This window comes from Streptococcus timonensis (genome assembly GCF_900095845.1).
In the GTDB taxonomy this organism is placed as follows: Bacteria; Bacillota; Bacilli; order Lactobacillales; family Streptococcaceae; genus Streptococcus; species Streptococcus timonensis.
Genome location: NZ_FMIX01000004.1, coordinates 846,452 through 864,494, shown reverse-complemented (window position 1 = coordinate 864,494; position 18,043 = coordinate 846,452). Strand labels below are relative to the sequence as shown.

At 37.7% G+C, this 18,043-nt stretch carries 18 protein-coding genes and 1 other annotated feature; of the genes, 17 read left to right on the top strand and 1 reads right to left on the bottom strand.

Annotated features, from left to right (window positions below):
• Positions 1-86: 86 nt before the first annotated feature.
• The 10 genes from BQ2679_RS07820 to BQ2679_RS07775 all read left to right on the top strand — a co-directional run bounded on the left by BQ2679_RS07820 (position 87) and on the right by BQ2679_RS07775 (position 7,611).
• Complete coding sequence (locus tag BQ2679_RS07820) at positions 87-773, top strand: YoaK family protein (RefSeq protein WP_075567652.1); 687 nt, start codon at positions 87-89, stop codon at positions 771-773.
• Positions 774-838: 65 nt separating this feature from the next.
• Positions 839-926: a sequence feature (ribosomal protein L21 leader region), on the top strand.
• A 34-nt stretch (positions 927-960) separates the two neighbouring features.
• The gene (gene rplU / locus BQ2679_RS07815; RefSeq protein ID WP_000109141.1) at positions 961-1,275 is read left to right on the top strand and encodes a 50S ribosomal protein L21; all 315 of its coding nucleotides are present in this window, start codon (positions 961-963) and stop codon (positions 1,273-1,275) included.
• Positions 1,276-1,290: 15 nt separating this feature from the next.
• A complete protein-coding gene (locus BQ2679_RS07810; protein WP_000613699.1) occupies positions 1,291-1,635 on the top strand; it encodes a ribosomal-processing cysteine protease Prp in 345 nt (114 codons plus the stop codon).
• A 16-nt stretch (positions 1,636-1,651) separates the two neighbouring features.
• Positions 1,652-1,945, top strand: coding sequence for a 50S ribosomal protein L27 (gene rpmA, locus BQ2679_RS07805; protein WP_006154204.1), 294 nt, complete (start codon positions 1,652-1,654; stop codon positions 1,943-1,945).
• A 262-nt stretch (positions 1,946-2,207) separates the two neighbouring features.
• The gene (locus BQ2679_RS07800; RefSeq protein WP_075567651.1) at positions 2,208-3,467 is read left to right on the top strand and encodes a UDP-N-acetylglucosamine 1-carboxyvinyltransferase; all 1,260 of its coding nucleotides are present in this window, start codon (positions 2,208-2,210) and stop codon (positions 3,465-3,467) included.
• 15 nt (positions 3,468-3,482) lie between these two features.
• Positions 3,483-4,034, top strand: coding sequence for a GNAT family N-acetyltransferase (locus BQ2679_RS07795; protein WP_075567650.1), 552 nt, complete (start codon positions 3,483-3,485; stop codon positions 4,032-4,034).
• On the top strand, positions 4,027-5,304 hold the full coding sequence (spxR, locus tag BQ2679_RS07790; protein ID WP_075567649.1) for a CBS-HotDog domain-containing transcription factor SpxR: 1,278 nt from the start codon (positions 4,027-4,029) through the stop codon (positions 5,302-5,304). Before BQ2679_RS07795 ends, spxR begins: the two co-directional genes overlap by 8 nt.
• Positions 5,305-5,319: 15 nt before the next feature.
• Positions 5,320-6,180 (top strand): methionyl aminopeptidase, encoded by an 861-nt coding sequence (locus tag BQ2679_RS07785; protein ID WP_075567648.1) that lies wholly within the window; start codon positions 5,320-5,322, stop codon positions 6,178-6,180.
• 121 nt (positions 6,181-6,301) lie between these two features.
• Complete coding sequence (gene ccdA2, locus BQ2679_RS07780) at positions 6,302-7,009, top strand: thiol-disulfide oxidoreductase-associated membrane protein CcdA2 (protein WP_075568077.1); 708 nt, start codon at positions 6,302-6,304, stop codon at positions 7,007-7,009.
• A gap of 11 nt (positions 7,010-7,020) precedes the next feature.
• Positions 7,021-7,611: a TlpA family protein disulfide reductase gene (locus BQ2679_RS07775; protein WP_075567647.1), complete on the top strand. Its 591-nt coding sequence runs from the start codon at positions 7,021-7,023 to the stop codon at positions 7,609-7,611.
• A 57-nt stretch (positions 7,612-7,668) separates the two neighbouring features.
• On the opposite strand, the gene BQ2679_RS07770 is transcribed toward BQ2679_RS07775, so the two are convergent.
• Positions 7,669-8,655, bottom strand: coding sequence for an L-lactate dehydrogenase (locus BQ2679_RS07770; RefSeq protein ID WP_075567646.1), 987 nt, complete (start codon positions 8,653-8,655; stop codon positions 7,669-7,671).
• Positions 8,656-8,850: 195 nt separating this feature from the next.
• Here BQ2679_RS07770 and gyrA point away from each other — a divergent pair, with 195 nt between their 5' ends.
• The 7 genes from gyrA to BQ2679_RS07735 all read left to right on the top strand — a co-directional run bounded on the left by gyrA (position 8,851) and on the right by BQ2679_RS07735 (position 17,999).
• The gene (gene gyrA, locus BQ2679_RS07765; protein WP_075567645.1) at positions 8,851-11,319 is read left to right on the top strand and encodes a DNA gyrase subunit A; all 2,469 of its coding nucleotides are present in this window, start codon (positions 8,851-8,853) and stop codon (positions 11,317-11,319) included.
• Positions 11,319-12,068 carry a class A sortase gene (locus BQ2679_RS07760; RefSeq protein WP_075567644.1) on the top strand — a complete coding sequence of 250 codons (750 nt, stop codon included), beginning with the start codon at positions 11,319-11,321 and terminating at the stop codon, positions 12,066-12,068. Before gyrA ends, BQ2679_RS07760 begins: the two co-directional genes overlap by 1 nt.
• A 138-nt stretch (positions 12,069-12,206) precedes the next feature.
• Positions 12,207-13,283: an aspartate-semialdehyde dehydrogenase gene (locus tag BQ2679_RS07755; RefSeq protein ID WP_075567643.1), complete on the top strand. Its 1,077-nt coding sequence runs from the start codon at positions 12,207-12,209 to the stop codon at positions 13,281-13,283.
• A gap of 139 nt (positions 13,284-13,422) precedes the next feature.
• Positions 13,423-14,358, top strand: a complete 936-nt coding sequence (dapA, locus tag BQ2679_RS07750) for a 4-hydroxy-tetrahydrodipicolinate synthase (protein ID WP_075567642.1) — start codon at positions 13,423-13,425, stop codon at positions 14,356-14,358.
• A gap of 111 nt (positions 14,359-14,469) precedes the next feature.
• A complete protein-coding gene (gene dprA / locus BQ2679_RS07745; protein ID WP_142324084.1) occupies positions 14,470-15,327 on the top strand; it encodes a DNA-processing protein DprA in 858 nt (285 codons plus the stop codon).
• A 119-nt stretch (positions 15,328-15,446) separates the two neighbouring features.
• Positions 15,447-17,534: a type I DNA topoisomerase gene (gene topA, locus BQ2679_RS07740; protein ID WP_075567640.1), complete on the top strand. Its 2,088-nt coding sequence runs from the start codon at positions 15,447-15,449 to the stop codon at positions 17,532-17,534.
• A 105-nt stretch (positions 17,535-17,639) separates the two neighbouring features.
• Positions 17,640-17,999, top strand: coding sequence for a YbaN family protein (locus BQ2679_RS07735; RefSeq protein ID WP_075567639.1), 360 nt, complete (start codon positions 17,640-17,642; stop codon positions 17,997-17,999).
• The last annotated feature ends 44 nt before the right edge of the window (positions 18,000-18,043 follow it).

Genomic DNA, 18,043 nt, shown 5'->3' with positions numbered 1-18,043 from the left:
CAAAGCAAGATAATTCTTAATTTTGATGCTTCGAAATTTTATCAAAAAATGGTACAATAGATTTCATTATAAAATAGGAGTGTTTTATGAGATTATTACCTATGAGAAAAATTTCTCGTCATTCTAAAAGATTGGCGCTTTTTTTGACTTTCTGTGCAGGATATGTAGATGCTTATACTTTTATCGAAAGAGGGAATACCCTAGTCGCGGGACAGACCGGTAACGTTGTCTTTTTATCTGTAGGATTAGTGCAACAGAATGTAGCAGATGTAGAAGAAAAAGTATTAACCCTTTTGTCCTTCATGTTTGGAGTATTTCTCCTAACTATTTACAAGGAAAAATTGAAAATTGTAAAAAAACCAATTCTATCCCTTGTTCCTTTGGGAGTTTTATCCTTGATTATCGGATTTGTACCTTTAACAGTCGATAATCACTTTATAGTTCCGCCGCTTGCATTTTGTATGGGGTTAGTAACGACTGCTTTTGGAGAAGTTTCAGGAATTGCCTATAACAATGCTTTTATGACAGGAAATATAAAACGAACGATGCTCGCGTTTGGCGACTATATACGTACCAAACATAGGCCTTTTTTACGAGAAGGAATCATATTTGTTACTCTACTAGCTAGCTTTGTTCTTGGTGCAGTGGTGTCAGCTTATTTGACCATTTTCTATGAAGAAAAGACTATTTTAGGAATTCCGATAATGATGTGTATTTTTTATCTAAGTATGATCGTTGCTAAACTACAAGAAAAAAGAAAAGAAATAGCGTAATTTTTGATAATAAATGCTTGTCAAAATATAGAAATCATGCTATACTTGTAGAGTTGACTATGCACATTCCTGTGCAACCGCACGAACATCGTTGCTTGATTCATCAAGTTTAAGTGGTTCGTCCCACGATGCTAGGCGAGTCTTCACAATAATTCGGGTAAACCCAAAAAATCATAGGAGGTGCATAATGAGCACATACGCAATTATCAAAACTGGCGGAAAACAAGTTAAAGTTGAAGTTGGTCAAGCAGTTTACGTTGAAAAATTGAACGTTGAAGCTGGTCAAGAAGTTACTTTTAACGAAGTTGTTCTTGTTGGTGGTGAAAACACTGTTGTCGGAACTCCACTTGTTGCCGGAGCTACTGTAGTTGGAACTGTTGAAAAACAAGGAAAACAAAAGAAAGTTGTTACTTACAAGTACAAACCTAAAAAAGGTAGCCACCGTAAACAAGGTCACCGTCAACCATACACTAAAGTTGTCATCAACGCAATCAACGCTTAATTTTAAGGAGAACACATGATACAAGCAGTCTTTGAGAGAGCCGAAGATGGCGAGCTGAGGAGTGCGGAGATTACTGGACACGCCGAGAGTGGCGAATACGGCCTAGATGTCGTGTGTGCATCGGTTTCTACGCTTGCCATTAACTTTATCAATTCCATTGAGAAATTTGCAGGCTATGAACCAATCTTAGAATTAAACGAAGATGAAGGTGGCTATCTGATGGTTGAAATTCCAAAAGATCTTCCTTCTCACCAGAGAGAAATGACACAATTATTCTTTGAATCATTTTTCTTAGGTATGGCAAACTTATCGGAGAACTCTTCTGAGTTCGTCCAAACCAGAGTTATCACAGAAAACTAACACGGAGGAAAACATTATGTTAAAAATGACTCTTAACAACTTGCAACTTTTCGCCCACAAAAAAGGTGGAGGTTCTACATCAAACGGACGCGATTCACAAGCTAAACGTCTTGGAGCTAAAGCAGCTGACGGACAAACTGTTTCAGGTGGATCAATCCTTTACCGTCAACGTGGTACACACATCTATCCAGGTGTAAACGTTGGACGTGGTGGAGACGATACTTTGTTCGCTAAAGTTGAAGGCGTAGTACGTTTCGAACGTAAAGGCCGCGATAAGAAACAAGTTTCTGTTTACCCAATCGCTAAATAAGAAGGTCTAATTAAACCTTTTTATCCCGAGCCATAAAATAAAAAGGCGAGGTTGCTAAATAAGCATTAAATAAGGCTTTCCGAGATTTTCGGGAAGTCTTTTTATGTATTATTAAAAAATTACTTTTTGTCACCACATTATAAAAATCCAAGTTTTTTTTTAATTTTAAGTATCTTAATTCTTCTATAGTAATGGCTAAAATATCAGATTTATGGTATAATGTAGGGTGAGACCTTGTTAATAATTTGTGAAAGAGTATATAATGAAAAAAATTATCATTAATGGAGGACGTCCATTAAAAGGTGAAATAACTATTAGTGGTGCTAAAAATAGTGTAGTTGCCCTAATTCCAGCTATTATCTTAGCTGATGATGTAGTAATTTTGGATTGTGTTCCTGATATCTCTGATGTGGCTAGTCTTATCGATATTATGGAAATCATGGGAGCTAGTGTAAAGCGTTATGAAGATGTAGTAGAAATCGATCCGCGTGGGGTTCAAAATAAACCAATGCCATATGGAAAGATTAATAGTCTTCGAGCATCGTATTATTTCTATGGTAGTCTTTTAGGACGATTCGGAGAAGCAACCGTTGGTTTACCTGGAGGTTGTGATCTTGGACCACGTCCGATTGACTTGCATCTAAAAGCATTTGAAGCTATGGGAGCTAAAACGACCTATGAGAGAGATAATATGAATCTCTCAACTCAAGGTGAACGTCTTCATGGAGCTCATATATACATGGATACTGTAAGTGTTGGAGCTACTATCAATACTATGTTGGCTGCAGTCAAAGCTGATGGTCGCACAGTTATTGAAAATGCCGCACGTGAACCTGAGATTATCGATGTAGCTACCTTGCTTAATAATATGGGAGCTCATATTCGTGGTGCAGGAACTGATATTATCACTATTGAAGGTGTTAAACGTCTTCATGGGACACGCCATCAGGTAATCCCAGACCGTATTGAAGCCGGAACATATATCTCATTAGCCGCCGCGGTGGGTCAAGGAATTCAAATCAATAATGTTCTTTATGAGCACTTGGAAGGTTTTATCGCCAAATTAGAAGAGATGGGTGTACGAATGACCGTTTCTGAAGATAGTATTTTTGTTGAAGAGCAAAAGAACTTGAAGGCGGTAAATATTAAAACAGCCCCATATCCAGGATTTGCTACAGATCTTCAACAACCTATCACACCTTTGTTGTTGAAAGCCGAAGGTCGTGGTAAGATAATCGACACAATTTATGAAAAACGTGTAAACCATGTTTTTGAGTTGGCTAAGATGAATGCTGATATCTCGACAACAAATGATCATATCCTTTACAAGGGTGGTAATCAATTGCATGGAGCGAGCGTAAAAGCTACAGACTTACGTGCTGGGGCTGCTTTAGTGATTGCTGGACTAATGGCAGAGGGTAGAACAGAAATTACAAATGTTGAGTTTATTTTAAGAGGCTACTCAAATATTATTGATAAATTACGTAATCTTGGAGCAGATATTGAACTAATCGAGGACTAGTATTAGAGGATTAAAATGAATATCTGGACAAAACTAGCTATGTTTTCTTTTTATGAGACGGAACGATTGATTCTCCGTCCCTTCTTTTTTACTGATGTTTATGATTTTTATCAAATAGCATCAGATTCCGAAAATCTTCAGTTCATTTTTCCCACTCAAGCAAGTATTGAAGAAAGTCAATACGCCCTTGCTAATTATTTTATGAAATCTCCTCTAGGTATTTGGGCGATTTGTGATAAAAAACAGGAAAAGATGATTGGATCAATCAAGTTTGAAAAAATTGATGAGATAAAAAAAGAAGCAGAACTAGGATATTTCTTAAATAAAGAGTACTGGTCACAAGGTTATATGACTGAAGTGGTAACGAATATACGTGATTTATCAATAGAAGAGCTTGGTTTAAAGCAACTATCTATCGTGACGCATATGGAAAATAGTGCTAGTCAGAAAGTCGCTCAAAAATCTGGCTTCAAATTCTATCGACGTTTTAAAGGAAGTGATCGATATAGCCGTAAGATGAGAGATTATCTTGAATTTCGTTATACAAAAGGAGAACTGAGTGAGTAAACATCAGGAAATTTTATCTTATCTAGAAGAATTACCGGTCGGAAAACGTGTAAGTGTTCGTAGTATATCTAATCACTTAGGGGTAAGTGATGGAACGGCTTATCGAGCAATTAAAGAGGCTGAAAATAGAGGCTTGGTAGAGACACGTCCGCGTAGTGGAACGATACGTATTAAATCTCAAAAAGTTTCAATTGAAAGACTAACTTATGCTGAAATTGCAGAGGTTACGGGTTCTGATGTGATGGCTGGTCGGGATGGATTAGATAGAGAATTTAGTAAATTTTCTATTGGTGCTATGACTGAAGATAACATTCTTTCCTATCTTCATGATGGAGGCCTTTTGATTGTCGGGGACCGAACTCAAATTCAAATGTTAGCACTTGAAAATGAGAATGCTGTTTTGGTTACGGGTGGATTTGAGATAAATGAAAATGTACTCAAGTTAGCCAATAAAAAGAATATACCAGTTTTGCGTAGTAAACATGATACCTTTACAATAGCGACGATGATCAACCGTGCTTTATCTAATGTTCAAATAAAAACAGATATTTTAACAGTCGAAAAAATTTACCAAACTTCTCATGAATATGGCTATTTACATGAAACTGATACAGTTAAAGATTATTTAGATCTTGTTCGTAAGAACAGAAGTAGTCGTTTTCCTGTGGTGAATAAAGATCAAGTTGTAGTTGGGGTTATGACTATGCGTGATGCAGCAGATCAGTCACCGGGAACAACTCTTGACAAAACTATGACTCGAAATGTCTATATCACAGGTCTATCTACGAATATTGCAAACATTAGCCAACGAATGATTGCAGAGGATTTTGAAATGGTTCCTGTAGTTCGTAGCAATCATACTCTACTTGGGGTTGTTACTCGAAGAGATGTAATGGATAAGATGAGTCGTTCACAAATTTCAGCCTTGCCAACATTTTCAGAGCAAATTGGTCAAAAATTATCCTATCATCATGATGAAGTGGTCATTACTGTAGAACCCTTCATGTTAGATAAAAACGGTGTTCTTGCCAATGGGGTGCTGTCAGAAATATTGACGTTAATGACACAAAACTTGGTAGTCAATAGTGGACGAAATCTTATCATTGAACAAATGCTTATCTATTTCTTGCATGCTGTTCAGATTGACGATGTTTTACGTATTCAGGCCAGAATCATCCATCATACTCGCCGCTCTGCTATTATTGATTATGACCTTTATTTGAATCAACAGATTGTCGCTAAAGCTAATGTAACAGTAAAAATTAACTAGAATGTAGGAGAAAACATGATTACTTTAAAATCAGCAAGAGAAATCGAAGCAATGGATAAGGCCGGTGATTTTCTTGCCAGCATTCATATCGGCTTGCGGGATTTAATCAAGCCTGGCCTCGACATGTGGGAGGTTGAGGAGTATGTCCGTCGTCGTTGTAAAGAAGAGAACTTTCTGCCGTTACAAATCGGTGTAGATGGTGCTATTATGGATTATCCGTATGCTACTTGTTGTTCTCTGAATGATGAGGTTGCGCATGCTTTTCCTAGACATTACATCCTCAAAGAAGGCGATTTACTTAAGGTTGATATGGTATTGGGAGGACCAATTGCTAAGAATGACCTTGATGTTTCTAAGTTAAACTTTAATAATGTCGAGCAAGTAAAAAAATATACTCAAAACTTTACTGGTGGCTTGGCTGATTCTTGTTGGGCCTATGCTGTTGGTACACCTTCTGAAAAGGTAAAAAATCTTATGGATGTTACTAAAGAAGCCATGTACAAAGGTATTGAAAAAGCAGTTGTAGGTAATCGTATTGGTGACATCGGAGCAGCCATTCAAGAATACGCTGAAAGTCGAGGTTACGGAGTAGTTAGAGACCTCGTTGGGCATGGTGTTGGACCAACAATGCACGAAGAACCAATGGTGCCAAACTACGGTGTAGCAGGACGCGGTCTTAGACTTCGTGAAGGTATGGTTTTAACAATTGAGCCTATGATCAATACAGGTGATTGGGAAATCGATACAGATATGAAGACTGGTTGGGCTCATAAAACTATTGATGGTGGCCTATCTTGCCAGTATGAACACCAATTCGTTATTACAAAAGACGGTCCGGTTATCTTAACTAGTCAAGGTGAAGAAGGTACTTACTAATACATAAAAAAGGAGCAAGTCTCCTTTTTATTTTTTTTTTTAAAGTAGCGTAGCAAAATCAAGAATTATTATATTATTTGTAGTAAAATATAAGATGATTTATAAGAAAGAAGGAAGTCAATTGGAAAGTATTTTATTTTTTGTGTCTGTCTTTTTAGCAGGTGTGTTATCGTTCTTCTCGCCGTGTATATTCCCTTTATTACCAGTCTATACAGGTATTCTCTTAGATAATGACAGTAAATCAAGAACATTTCGCTTATTTGGAAGAGATGTTGCTTGGTCCGGTCTAATTAGTACATTATCCTTTATTGCTGGTATTTCAGTGATATTCTTTATTTTAGGATTTGGAGCTGGCTTCTTAGGTAATTTACTGTATGCTGATTGGTTCCGTTATGTCATGGGAGCTATCATTATCATCTTAGGATTACATCAGATGGAAGTAGTTCATTTTAAAAAGTTAGAGGTTCAAAAAAGTTTTAATGTTAACAGAAAACAGTCAAATCGTTATTTGTCAGCCTTTCTACTTGGTATAACTTTTAGCTTTGGATGGACACCTTGTATTGGTCCAGTTTTAAGTTCGGTACTTGCTCTAGCAGCATCAGGAGGAAATGGAGCTCTCCAAGGGGCTATTTTGACATTAGTTTATACCCTAGGAATGGCATTACCATTTTTAATATTAGCCTTGGCTTCTGGTTTTGTAATGCCCTATTTCAGTAAAATCAAACCTCGTTTAATCTTACTTAAGAAAATTGGAGGTTTTCTCATCATACTGATGGGAATTCTATTAATGTTAGGACAGTTAAATAGTTTGTCTGGTATTTTTGGTTAAAGGAGTTTAATATGAAAAAATTAGCATATATAGCAATTAGTTTCTTGTCTATTTTTCTTTTGATAGCTTGTGGCAATGAGCAAAGTAAAGAAAATAAAGAAAATAAAGAGTCTCAAAGCCAGACTCAAAGTAAACAGCAAACAAGTAAGACACAAACAACTATACAGCAAGTAGCTGTAGGACAAGAAGCGCCAGACTTTACCTTGCAATCCATGGATGGTAAAGAAGTAAAATTGTCTGACTACAGAGGTAAAAAAGTCTATCTTAAATTCTGGGCATCTTGGTGTGGTCCTTGCCGTAAAAGTATGCCAGAATTAATGGAACTTGCTGCTAAAGAAGATCGTGATTTTGAGATTCTAACTGTTATAGCACCAGGTTTACAAGGTGAAAAGTCTGTCGAGCAATTTCCGAAATGGTATCAGGATCAAGGATATAAGGATATACCAGTCTTGTATGATACACAAGGAGCTACTTTCCAGGCCTATCAAATTAGAAGTATTCCTACAGAATTTCTAATAGATTCTCAAGGAAAAATTGGGAAAATCCAGCTTGGAGCAATTAGTAATGCTGATGCAGAAAAAGCATTTTCTGAAATGGAATAAATTAGCAAAACAAAAACTGTCTAGACTATTTTTCTAGACAGTTTTTTAATGACTTAATTAGTTTTTAGAAGCTGCTTGGAATTCTGGGTTTTTCCATGCTTCGTTAATAATTTCTTGCAATTCTTTAGCAGAAGCTTGCATTTTTTGTGTTTCAGCATCGTTCAATGGGATGTTAACTGGACGAACGATACCGTGTGCACCAACGATAGCAGGTTGACCGATAAAGACGTTTTCAACACCGTATTGACCTTCTTGGAATACAGAAAGTGGTAGAACCGCATTTTCATCATCAAGGATTGCTTTTGTAATACGAGCTAGGGCAACAGCGATACCGTAATAAGTAGCACCTTTTTTGTTGATGATTGAGTAAGCTGCATCACGAACTGAGATGAAGAGTTCAACAAGGTCAGCTTCATTCAAGTCACGGTTAGCTTGCAACCATTGTTCCAATTTAACACCGGCAACGTTAGCGTGTGACCAAACAGCAAACTCAGAGTCACCGTGTTCACCCATGATGTAGGCGTGAACTGAACGTGCATCAACACCGATAGTTTCAGCAAGTGCTTGACGGAAACGAGCTGAGTCAAGTGAAGTACCTGAACCGATAACGCGTTCTTTAGGGAAACCTGAGAATTTCCATGTTGAGTATGTCAAAACGTCAACTGGGTTAGCCGCAACAAGGAAGATACCGTCAAATCCAGATGCAACAACTTGTTCAACAATTGATTTGTTGATAGCAAGGTTTTTACCAACAAGATCAAGACGAGTTTCACCTGGTTTTTGTGGAGCACCAGCAGTGATAACTACAAGGTCTGCATCCGCACAGTCTTCGTACTTAGCTGCATAGATTTTTTTAGGTGAAGTAAAAGCTAGGGCGTGGCTAAGGTCTTCAGCATCACCAACTGCTTTTTCAAACAATTGAGGAATTTCAATGATACCAAGTTCTTGTGCAATTCCTTGTGTTACGAGGGCAAAAGCGTAAGATGAACCTACGGCACCGTCACCGACAAGGATAACTTTTTTGTGTTGTTTAGTTGCTGTCATTTGTCTAAACATCTCCTTTATTTTATTAAGGGTGAACCCCCATTTGATATCATTCTATCACTTTTGCTAAGCTTTGTCACGGATATACCTTCTGGATAAGCATGTAAACGTTTTACACATGTTGCTAAACTGTAAAAAAGTCCAAACTATGGTATAATATATGTAATTACTAATAGTGAAACGAGGCATTTGTTAATGCAAGATAAAAATTTAGTGAATGTCAATCTGACCAAGGAGATGAAAACCAGCTTTATCGATTATGCTATGAGTGTTATCGTATCGCGGGCTCTTCCTGATGTCCGAGATGGGTTAAAGCCTGTTCATCGTCGCATTTTGTATGGTATGAACGAATTGGGAGTTACACCTGACAAACCTCATAAGAAATCTGCTCGTATTACCGGGGATGTCATGGGTAAATACCATCCGCATGGTGACTCTTCAATATACGAAGCGATGGTTCGTATGGCTCAATGGTGGAGCTATCGTTATATGCTTGTTGATGGACACGGAAACTTTGGTTCAATGGATGGTGATGGCGCCGCTGCCCAACGTTATACTGAAGCTCGTATGAGCAAAATTGCTCTTGAAATGCTTCGAGATATCAATAAAAATACTGTTGATTTTGTTGATAACTATGATGCCAATGAACGTGAACCAATGGTATTACCAGCACGTTTCCCAAATCTTCTAGTTAATGGAGCTACTGGTATCGCTGTTGGTATGGCAACTAATATTCCACCTCACAATCTTGGTGAGACTATTGATGCTGTTAAACTAGTTATGGACAATCCAGAAGTTACTACTAAAGATCTGATGGAAGTCTTACCTGGTCCAGATTTCCCAACTGGGGCTCTTGTCATGGGTAGATCAGGTATCCATAAAGCTTATGATACAGGTAAAGGTTCGATTGTTCTTCGTTCTCGAACTGAAATCGAAGAAACAAAAACTGGTCGCGAGCGTATTGTTGTTACGGAATTCCCGTATATGGTTAATAAGACAAAAGTTCATGAGCATATTGTGCGCTTAGTTCAGGAAAAACGTATCGATGGAATTACAGCTGTTCGTGATGAATCTAACCGTGAGGGTGTTCGTTTTGTTATTGAAGTTAGACGTGATGCATCTGCCAATGTCATCTTAAATAATCTATTTAAGATGACACAGATGCAAACTAGCTTTGGTTTTAATATGCTTGCCATTCAAAATGGTGTTCCAAAGATTTTATCTCTTCGTCAAATCTTGGATGCTTATATTGAACATCAAAAAGAAGTAGTAACACGTCGTACTCAATTTGATAAAGAAAAAGCTGAGGCACGCGCCCACATTTTAGAAGGTCTCTTGATTGCTTTGGATCACATTGACGAAGTCATTCGTATCATCCGTGCAAGTGAAACTGACCAAGAAGCGCAAGCAGAATTGATGAGCAAGTTCAAGCTTTCTGAGCGTCAAAGTCAAGCTATTCTTGATATGCGTCTACGTCGCTTGACAGGTTTGGAACGTGACAAGATTCAATCAGAATATGATGAGTTGATTGCTTTGATTGCTGACTTAGCGGACATTCTTGCTAAACCAGAACGTGTTGCGCAAATTATCAAAGAAGAACTTGATGAAGTGAAACGCAAATTTGCTGATAAACGTCGTACAGAGTTGATGGTCGGTGAAGTCTTGACCCTCGAAGATGAAGATTTGATCGAAGAGACAGATGTTTTGATTACTCTATCAAATAAAGGTTATATCAAACGTTTGGACCAAGACGAGTTTACTGCCCAAAAACGTGGTGGACGTGGCGTACAGGGTACAGGAGTCAAGGATGATGACTTTGTCAGGGAGTTAGTTTCGACCAGCACTCATGATCACCTGCTCTTCTTTACTAATAAAGGCCGTGTCTACCGACTTAAGGGGTATGAAATTCCTGAATACGGTCGTACAGCTAAAGGATTGCCTGTTGTAAACCTATTGAAACTAGATGAAGGTGAAAGCATTCAAACCATCATTAATGTCGAATCAGAACGTAGTGACGATGCATATCTCTTCTTTACTACAAGAGCTGGTATTGTTAAGAGAACCAGTGTTAAAGAATTTGCAAATATCCGACAAAATGGTCTAAAGGCTTTGAATCTTAAGGAAGATGATGAGTTAATCAATGTTCTGTTGACTGAAAAAGATACAGATATCATCATTGGTACTAAATTGGGATATGCAGTTCGTTTCAACCAATCGACCGTTCGTAGTATGAGTCGTAGTGCCACAGGTGTTAAAGGAGTAAATCTCCGTGAAGGTGACACAGTCGTCGGTGCTAGAGTTATTACTGACCAAGATGAGGTTCTAATCATTACCGAAAAAGGTTATGGTAAACGTACAGTTGCTACGGAGTACCCAACTAAAGGCCGTGCTGGTAAAGGTATGAAAACTGCTAACATCGTTGAGAAAAATGGTCCACTAGCAGGTCTTCTAACAGTTAAAGGTGATGAGGACTTAATGATTATTACTGACACAGGTGTCATGATTCGTACCAATGTCGCCAATATCTCTCAAACTGGACGTTCTACTATGGGTGTAAAGGTTATGCGTCTGGACGATAATGCTAAGATCGTGACCTTTACAAGTGTTGCTGCAGCGGAGAAGGAAGAAGTTGGGGCAGAAAACGAAACAGAAAGTGAAGAATAATGTCTCGTAAAAGAATTAAAAGAAACAAAAAGAATCGTAAAAATTTATTCATCAATATTTTAGCTTCTTTCCTCATTCTCATTTCCTTGGCTTTTATTTTTAACTCACAAATTAGAAATATCTTTATGATATGGAATACAAACAAATATCAAGTTAGCCAAGTTTCAAAAGAGAAACTTGAAGAAAATGAGGGAGCAGATGGGAATTTCGATTTTAATTCAGTAAAAGCTATCTCATCAGAAGCTGTGTTAGCTGCTCAATGGGATGCACAGCAACTTCCAGTTATTGGGGGAATTGCAATTCCTGAGCTAGAGCTTAATCTACCAATTTTTAAAGGTTTAAATAACATTAATCTCTATTATGGAGCTGGTACTATGAAGCCTGACCAAGTAATGGGACAAGGTAACTATTCACTAGCCAGTCACCACGTTTTTTCAGCTAAAAATGCAGAAAATATGCTTTTTTCTCCTTTAGATCGTGCTGAAAAGGGAATGAAAATTTATCTAACTGATAAAGATAAAGTGTACTCATATGAAATCACTGAAGTTAAACGTGTGACACCTGATCGTGTAGATGAAATTCAAGATCGTGAGGGTATCGATGAGATTACTTTAGTAACTTGTGTGGATTATGATGCCGCTGAGAGAATCATCGTTAAAGGAATTTTATCAGAAACTAAATCATATGCAGAAACATCATCTGATGTTTTAGATGCATTCAATAAACCATATAAACAATTTTCTCTATAGAAAGAGGTCTGCAGAATAATGCAGACCTTTTCTTTTAGTTTTCAGAAATGTGTCCAAAAAATACTTTTCAATTTTTCTAAAAAGTAGTATAATGTTCATATTATAGAAATTTTTAGAAAATTCCAAAAGAGGTTTGTTATGGGATATACAGTTGCTGTTGTCGGTGCTACAGGTGCCGTTGGTGCTCAAATGATTAAAATGTTGGAAGAATCAACTCTTCCAATCGATAAGATTCGCTACCTTGCGTCTGCACGTTCTGCAGGAAAGGTCTTGCAATTTAAGGGCCAAGATGTGACTATTGAAGAAACAACCGAAGAAGCTTTTGAAGGTGTTGATATTGCTCTCTTCTCAGCTGGTGGTTCAACTTCTGCAAAATACGCACCTTATGCTGTTAAAGCAGGGGCAGTAGTAGTAGATAACACTTCTTATTTCCGTCAAAATCCAGATGTGCCATTGGTTGTTCCTGAAGTAAACGCCCATGCTCTTGATGCTCATAACGGGATCATTGCATGTCCTAACTGTTCAACTATCCAAATGATGGTAGCTCTTGAACCAGTTCGTCAAAAATGGGGCTTAGATCGTATCATTGTTTCAACTTATCAAGCTGTTTCAGGTGCAGGTATGGGAGCCATTCTTGAGACACAACGTGAATTGCGTGAAGTATTGAATGATGGTGTAAATCCACGTGATTTGCATGCGGAAATCTTGCCATCTGGTGGCGATAAGAAACACTATCCAATTGCTTTTAATGCCCTTCCTCAAATTGACGTCTTCACAGAAAATGATTACACATACGAAGAGATGAAGATGACCAAGGAAACTAAGAAGATAATGGAAGACGATAGCATTGCCGTTTCAGCAACTTGTGTGCGTATTCCAGTTTTATCAGCTCACTCAGAGTCAATCTACATTGAAACAAAAGAAGTAGCTCCTATCGATGAAGTAAAAGCTACTATCGCAAGCTTCCCAGGTTCAGTTTTAGAGGATGATGTTGCAAATCAAATTTATCCTCAAGCTATTAATGCTGTTGGTTCTCGTGACACCTTTGTTGGTCGTATCCGCAAAGACTTGGATGCTGAAAAAGGTATTCATATGTGGGTAGTATCTGATAACCTTCTCAAGGGTGCAGCTTGGAACTCAGTTCAAATCGCAGAAACGCTTCACGAACGTGGGTTGGTTCGTCCAACTACAGAATTAAAATTTGAATTGAAATAGGGTGCAAAACAGAAATCAGTAACTCGATAAGTTTGATTTCTCCTTTGCAATCTAGCTATTCTAGTTGTTTTTCTTACAGTACAGGAGGCAAAGGCAAGTATGCCCCAGCCTCTTTCTTATATAGAGAAAGGTGTTTCCTATGTCTTATCATGATTTAAAAGAATGTAAAATCATCACAGCCTTTATAACGCCCTTTCATGCTGATGGTTCAATCAATTTTGAAGCTATTCCAGAGCTAATTGAACATTTATTGTCCCATCATACGGATGGAATTCTATTAGCAGGGACAACTGCTGAAAGTCCAACTCTTACTCACGATGAGGAGCTGGAACTTTTTGCAGCAGTACAGAAGGTGGTCAAAGGACGGGTTCCTTTGATTGCTGGTATCGGTACTAATGATACGCGAGACTCCATTGAGTTCGTTAAAGAAGTAGCTGAATTTGGTGGCTTTGCAGCAGGGCTTGCGATTGTGCCATACTACAATAAACCATCACAAGAAGGGATGTACCAACACTTTAAGGCGATTGCAGATGCATCGGATTTGCCAATCATTCTCTATAATATTCCAGGTCGTGTAGTTGTAGAGCTTACTCCTGAAACTATGCTCCGTTTGGCTGAGCATCCAAATATTATTGGTGTTAAAGAATGTACCAGTCTTGCAAATATGGCTTATTTAATAGAACATAAGCCAGAGGAGTTCTTAATCTATACTGGAGAAGACGGAGACGCCTTCCATGCAATGAACCTTGGGGCTGACGGGGTTATCTCAGTTGCATCTCATACAAATGGTGATGAGATGCATGAAATGTTTACAGCTATAGCTGAAAGTGATATTAAAAAAGCAGCTGCTATTCAAAGACAATTTATCCCCAAAGTCAATGCCCTCTTCTCATATCCAAGTCCAGCACCTGTTAAGGCTGTTCTCAATTACATGGGATTTGCAGCTGGTCCAACTCGATTGCCATTAGTGCCTGCTCCTGAAGAAGACGCTAAACGGATTATCAAAGTTGTTATCGATGGTGACTATGAAGCGACTAAAGCAACTGTAACTGGGGTTCTTCGTCCAGATTATTAATAAATCAATATCATCATTAACTTCCTTAACAAAAATGGTTTGTTTAGGAAGTTTTTTTCTTTTTTTGCGAATGTATAGATAAGTAGAATAAGCAAGGAGATATATATGAAGATTAAAATTGATAATTTCGAAATTTATAAATTGAAGAAAGCTGGTTTAAGCAATCAGCAGGTATTAAAGGTACTTCAATATGGAGAAATTTACGATCAAGAATTAACCTTAGAAACTATAGCGGAAGTATCTGAGTGTCGAAATCCAGTGGTTTTTATGGAGCGTTATCATAAATTGACCTTTGAAAGCATGGAAAAATTAAAAACTGACTTTGAAAAATTTCCATTATTCTCCATTTTAGATGATGTCTATCCCTTTTCTCTTTGTGAGATATATGATGCACCAGTCTTACTATTTTATAAAGGAGATTTAAATCTCTTGAAATTACCGAAAGTAGCTGTTGTAGGTAGTCGCTCTTGTAGTCAAGTTGGAATTAAATCTGTAGGAAAAGTTATTCAAGGACTAGAAAATGAATTGGTTATCGTTAGTGGTCTAGCCAGAGGAATAGATACGGCAGCTCATATGTCTATTTTACAAAATGGAGGCAAAACCATTGCAGTTATTGGTACAGGACTTGATATTTTTTATCCAAAATCAAATAAACGTTTGCAAAATTATATTGGAGAACACCATTTGCTCCTAAGCGAATACGGGCCAGGTGAAGAACCTTTAAAATATCATTTTCCAGCAAGAAATCGTATTATAGCCGGCTTATGCAGAGGAGTAATTGTTGCAGAAGCAAAGATGAGGTCAGGAAGTTTGATTACTTGTGAACGTGCAATGGAAGAAGGTAGAGATGTCTTTGCTATACCCGGTAGTATTTTAGACGGTCGTTCAGACGGTTGTCATCATTTAATCCAAGAAGGGGCAAAACTCATTACGAGTGGACAAGACGTCTTATCAGAATTTGAATTTTAGAATCAAATAAGATTTCATTTATCAAACTTTTATTCTTTATTATGGGAGTTAAGTCTTGACAGTCCCTCAAAAATGGTTTACACTTTATAAAGTTTATTACTTTGAAAAGGTGTGATACTGTGGCTACGGCAACAAAAAAGAAAAAATCAACAACTAAAAAGAATCTAGTAATCGTGGAGTCTCCTGCTAAGGCAAAAACGATTGAAAAATATCTTGGCAGAAACTATAAGGTTTTAGCCAGCGTTGGGCATATTCGTGATTTGAAAAAGTCAAGTATGTCAGTCGACGTGGAGAATAATTATGAACCGCAATATATCAATATTCGTGGTAAAGGTCCTCTCATCAATGATTTGAAAAAAGAAGCTAAGAAGTCAGATAAAGTCTTTCTAGCGAGTGACCCGGACCGTGAAGGAGAAGCAATTTCTTGGCATTTAGCGCATATTCTCGAATTGGATGAAAATGATGCTAATCGAGTTGTTTTCAACGAGATTACAAAAGATGCAGTAAAAAATGCTTTTAAAGATCCTCGTAAAATCGATATGGATTTGGTGGATGCGCAACAAGCTCGCCGTGTTTTGGACCGCTTGGTAGGTTATTCTATTTCACCAATTCTTTGGAAGAAGGTCAAGAAGGGCTTGTCAGCTGGTCGTGTGCAGTCTGTTGCACTCAAGTTAATTATTGACCGTGAAAATGAGATTAATGCCTTCCAGCCTGAAGAATATTGGACTATTGATGGAGTCTTTAAAAAGGGAACCAAGCAGTTCCAAGCTTCTTTCTATGGTATGAATGGGAAGAAGATGAAGTTAGCTACTAATGAAAAGGTAAAAGAAGTTTTATCTCATCTTACTAGCAAAGACTTCACAGTGGAACAGGTAGATAAAAAAGAGCGTAAACGTAATGCACCGCTACCTTATACAACATCAACCATGCAGATGGATGCGGCAAATAAGATTAACTTCCGTACTCGTAAGACCATGATGGTTGCCCAACAGCTCTATGAGGGAATTAATATTGGTACGGGTGTACAAGGTTTGATTACATACATGCGTACGGACTCAACTCGTATCAGTCCAGTTGCCCAAAATGAAGCAGCAAGCTACATCAATGAACGTTTTGGAAGCAAGTACTCTAAGCATGGAAGTAAGGTAAAAAATGCTTCTGGTGCTCAAGATGCCCATGAAGCTATCCGCCCATCAAGTGTCTTTAACACGCCGGAAAAAATTGCTAAGTACTTGGATAAAGACCAGCTCAAACTCTATACGCTTATCTGGAATCGTTTTGTAGCTAGTCAGATGACGGGTGCTATCTTTGATACAATGGCCGTTAAGCTCTCTCAAAATGGAGTTCAATTTGCAGCAAATGGTAGTCAGGTTAAATTTGATGGTTATTTGGCGATCTACAACGATTCTGATAAGAATAAGATGTTACCAAATATGAAGGTGGGAGATCTTGTCAAACAGGTCAATAGCAAACCGGAACAGCATTTCACACAACCGCCTGCACGATATTCTGAGGCTACTTTGATTAAGACCTTGGAAGAAAACGGAGTTGGACGTCCATCTACCTATGCTCCAACCATTGAAACAATCCAAAAACGTTACTATGTAAGATTAGCATCTAAACGCTTTGAACCTACCGAATTAGGAGAAGTTGTTAATAAACTGATTGTTGAGTACTTCCCCGATATTGTCAATGTAACTTTTACCGCTGAAATGGAAAGAAAACTAGATGATGTAGAAGTTGGTAAAGAAGAATGGCAAAAAGTAATCGATGAATTTTACAAACCTTTCTCAAAAGAGGTCGCAAAAGCCGAAGAAGAAATGGAAAAAATTCAGATTAAGGATGAGCCTGCTGGATTTAATTGTGAAGTTTGTGGAAGTCCAATGGTGATTAAGCTAGGTCGTTTTGGTAAATTCTACGCATGTAGTAATTTCCCCGATTGCCGCCATACACAAGCAATTGTAAAAGAAATTGGGGTAACTTGTCCCAACTGTCATCAAGGACAAGTCATTGAACGTAAAACCAAACGTAATCGTCTCTTCTATGGATGCAATCGATATCCAGAATGTGAATTTACTTCTTGGGACAAGCCTGTAGGGCGTGAATGTCCAAAATGTGGTAATTTCCTCATGGAGAAAAAAATCCGTGGTGGTGGCAAACAAGTAGTATGTAGTAACGGGGATTACGAAGAAGAAAAAATTAAATAATAATAAGGACTGAAATCATCATTTCAGTCCTTTTGAGTTAAAACTTGACAGATCACAACTCTTTATGGGAAACTAGAATAATAAAATTTTTAAAAAGGAAAAGATATGCGTATTATTTATCTCTGTATAGGATTTATCTCTTTAGCCTTGGCTATAGTTGGTGTAGCCTTGCCCTTATTACCGACAACTCCTTTTCTCTTATTGTCGATTGCTTGTTTTTCAAAATCTTCTAAGCGTTTTGAAGACTGGCTCTATCATACCAAGCTCTATCAAACTTATGTTGCGGATTTTAGAGAAACCAAGTCCATTGCTCGTGAACGAAAGAAGAAAATTATCATTTCGATTTATATCTTGATGGGAATCTCTATCTATTTTGCTCCGCTTATGCTTGTAAAAATCGCTTTAGGTTGCTTAACAGTATTTATAACCTATTACCTTTTTAAGGTAATTCCAGATAAAGAATAATATAAAAAGTAATCATTTCCCTTGATAAAAAGCAGGGGTTGCTC

Coding starts and splice junctions, on each gene's coding strand:
- BQ2679_RS07820 (WP_075567652.1), top strand. CDS start 87: ATGAGATTATTACCTATGAGAAAAATTTCTCGTCATTCTAAAAGATTG.
- rplU (WP_000109141.1), top strand. CDS start 961: ATGAGCACATACGCAATTATCAAAACTGGCGGAAAACAAGTTAAAGTT.
- BQ2679_RS07810 (WP_000613699.1), top strand. CDS start 1,291: ATGATACAAGCAGTCTTTGAGAGAGCCGAAGATGGCGAGCTGAGGAGT.
- rpmA (WP_006154204.1), top strand. CDS start 1,652: ATGTTAAAAATGACTCTTAACAACTTGCAACTTTTCGCCCACAAAAAA.
- BQ2679_RS07800 (WP_075567651.1), top strand. CDS start 2,208: ATGAAAAAAATTATCATTAATGGAGGACGTCCATTAAAAGGTGAAATA.
- BQ2679_RS07795 (WP_075567650.1), top strand. CDS start 3,483: ATGAATATCTGGACAAAACTAGCTATGTTTTCTTTTTATGAGACGGAA.
- BQ2679_RS07785 (WP_075567648.1), top strand. CDS start 5,320: ATGATTACTTTAAAATCAGCAAGAGAAATCGAAGCAATGGATAAGGCC.
- BQ2679_RS07775 (WP_075567647.1), top strand. CDS start 7,021: ATGAAAAAATTAGCATATATAGCAATTAGTTTCTTGTCTATTTTTCTT.
- BQ2679_RS07770 (WP_075567646.1), bottom strand. CDS start 8,655: ATGACAGCAACTAAACAACACAAAAAAGTTATCCTTGTCGGTGACGGT.
- gyrA (WP_075567645.1), top strand. CDS start 8,851: ATGCAAGATAAAAATTTAGTGAATGTCAATCTGACCAAGGAGATGAAA.
- BQ2679_RS07760 (WP_075567644.1), top strand. CDS start 11,319: ATGTCTCGTAAAAGAATTAAAAGAAACAAAAAGAATCGTAAAAATTTA.
- BQ2679_RS07755 (WP_075567643.1), top strand. CDS start 12,207: ATGGGATATACAGTTGCTGTTGTCGGTGCTACAGGTGCCGTTGGTGCT.
- dapA (WP_075567642.1), top strand. CDS start 13,423: ATGTCTTATCATGATTTAAAAGAATGTAAAATCATCACAGCCTTTATA.
- BQ2679_RS07735 (WP_075567639.1), top strand. CDS start 17,640: ATGCGTATTATTTATCTCTGTATAGGATTTATCTCTTTAGCCTTGGCT.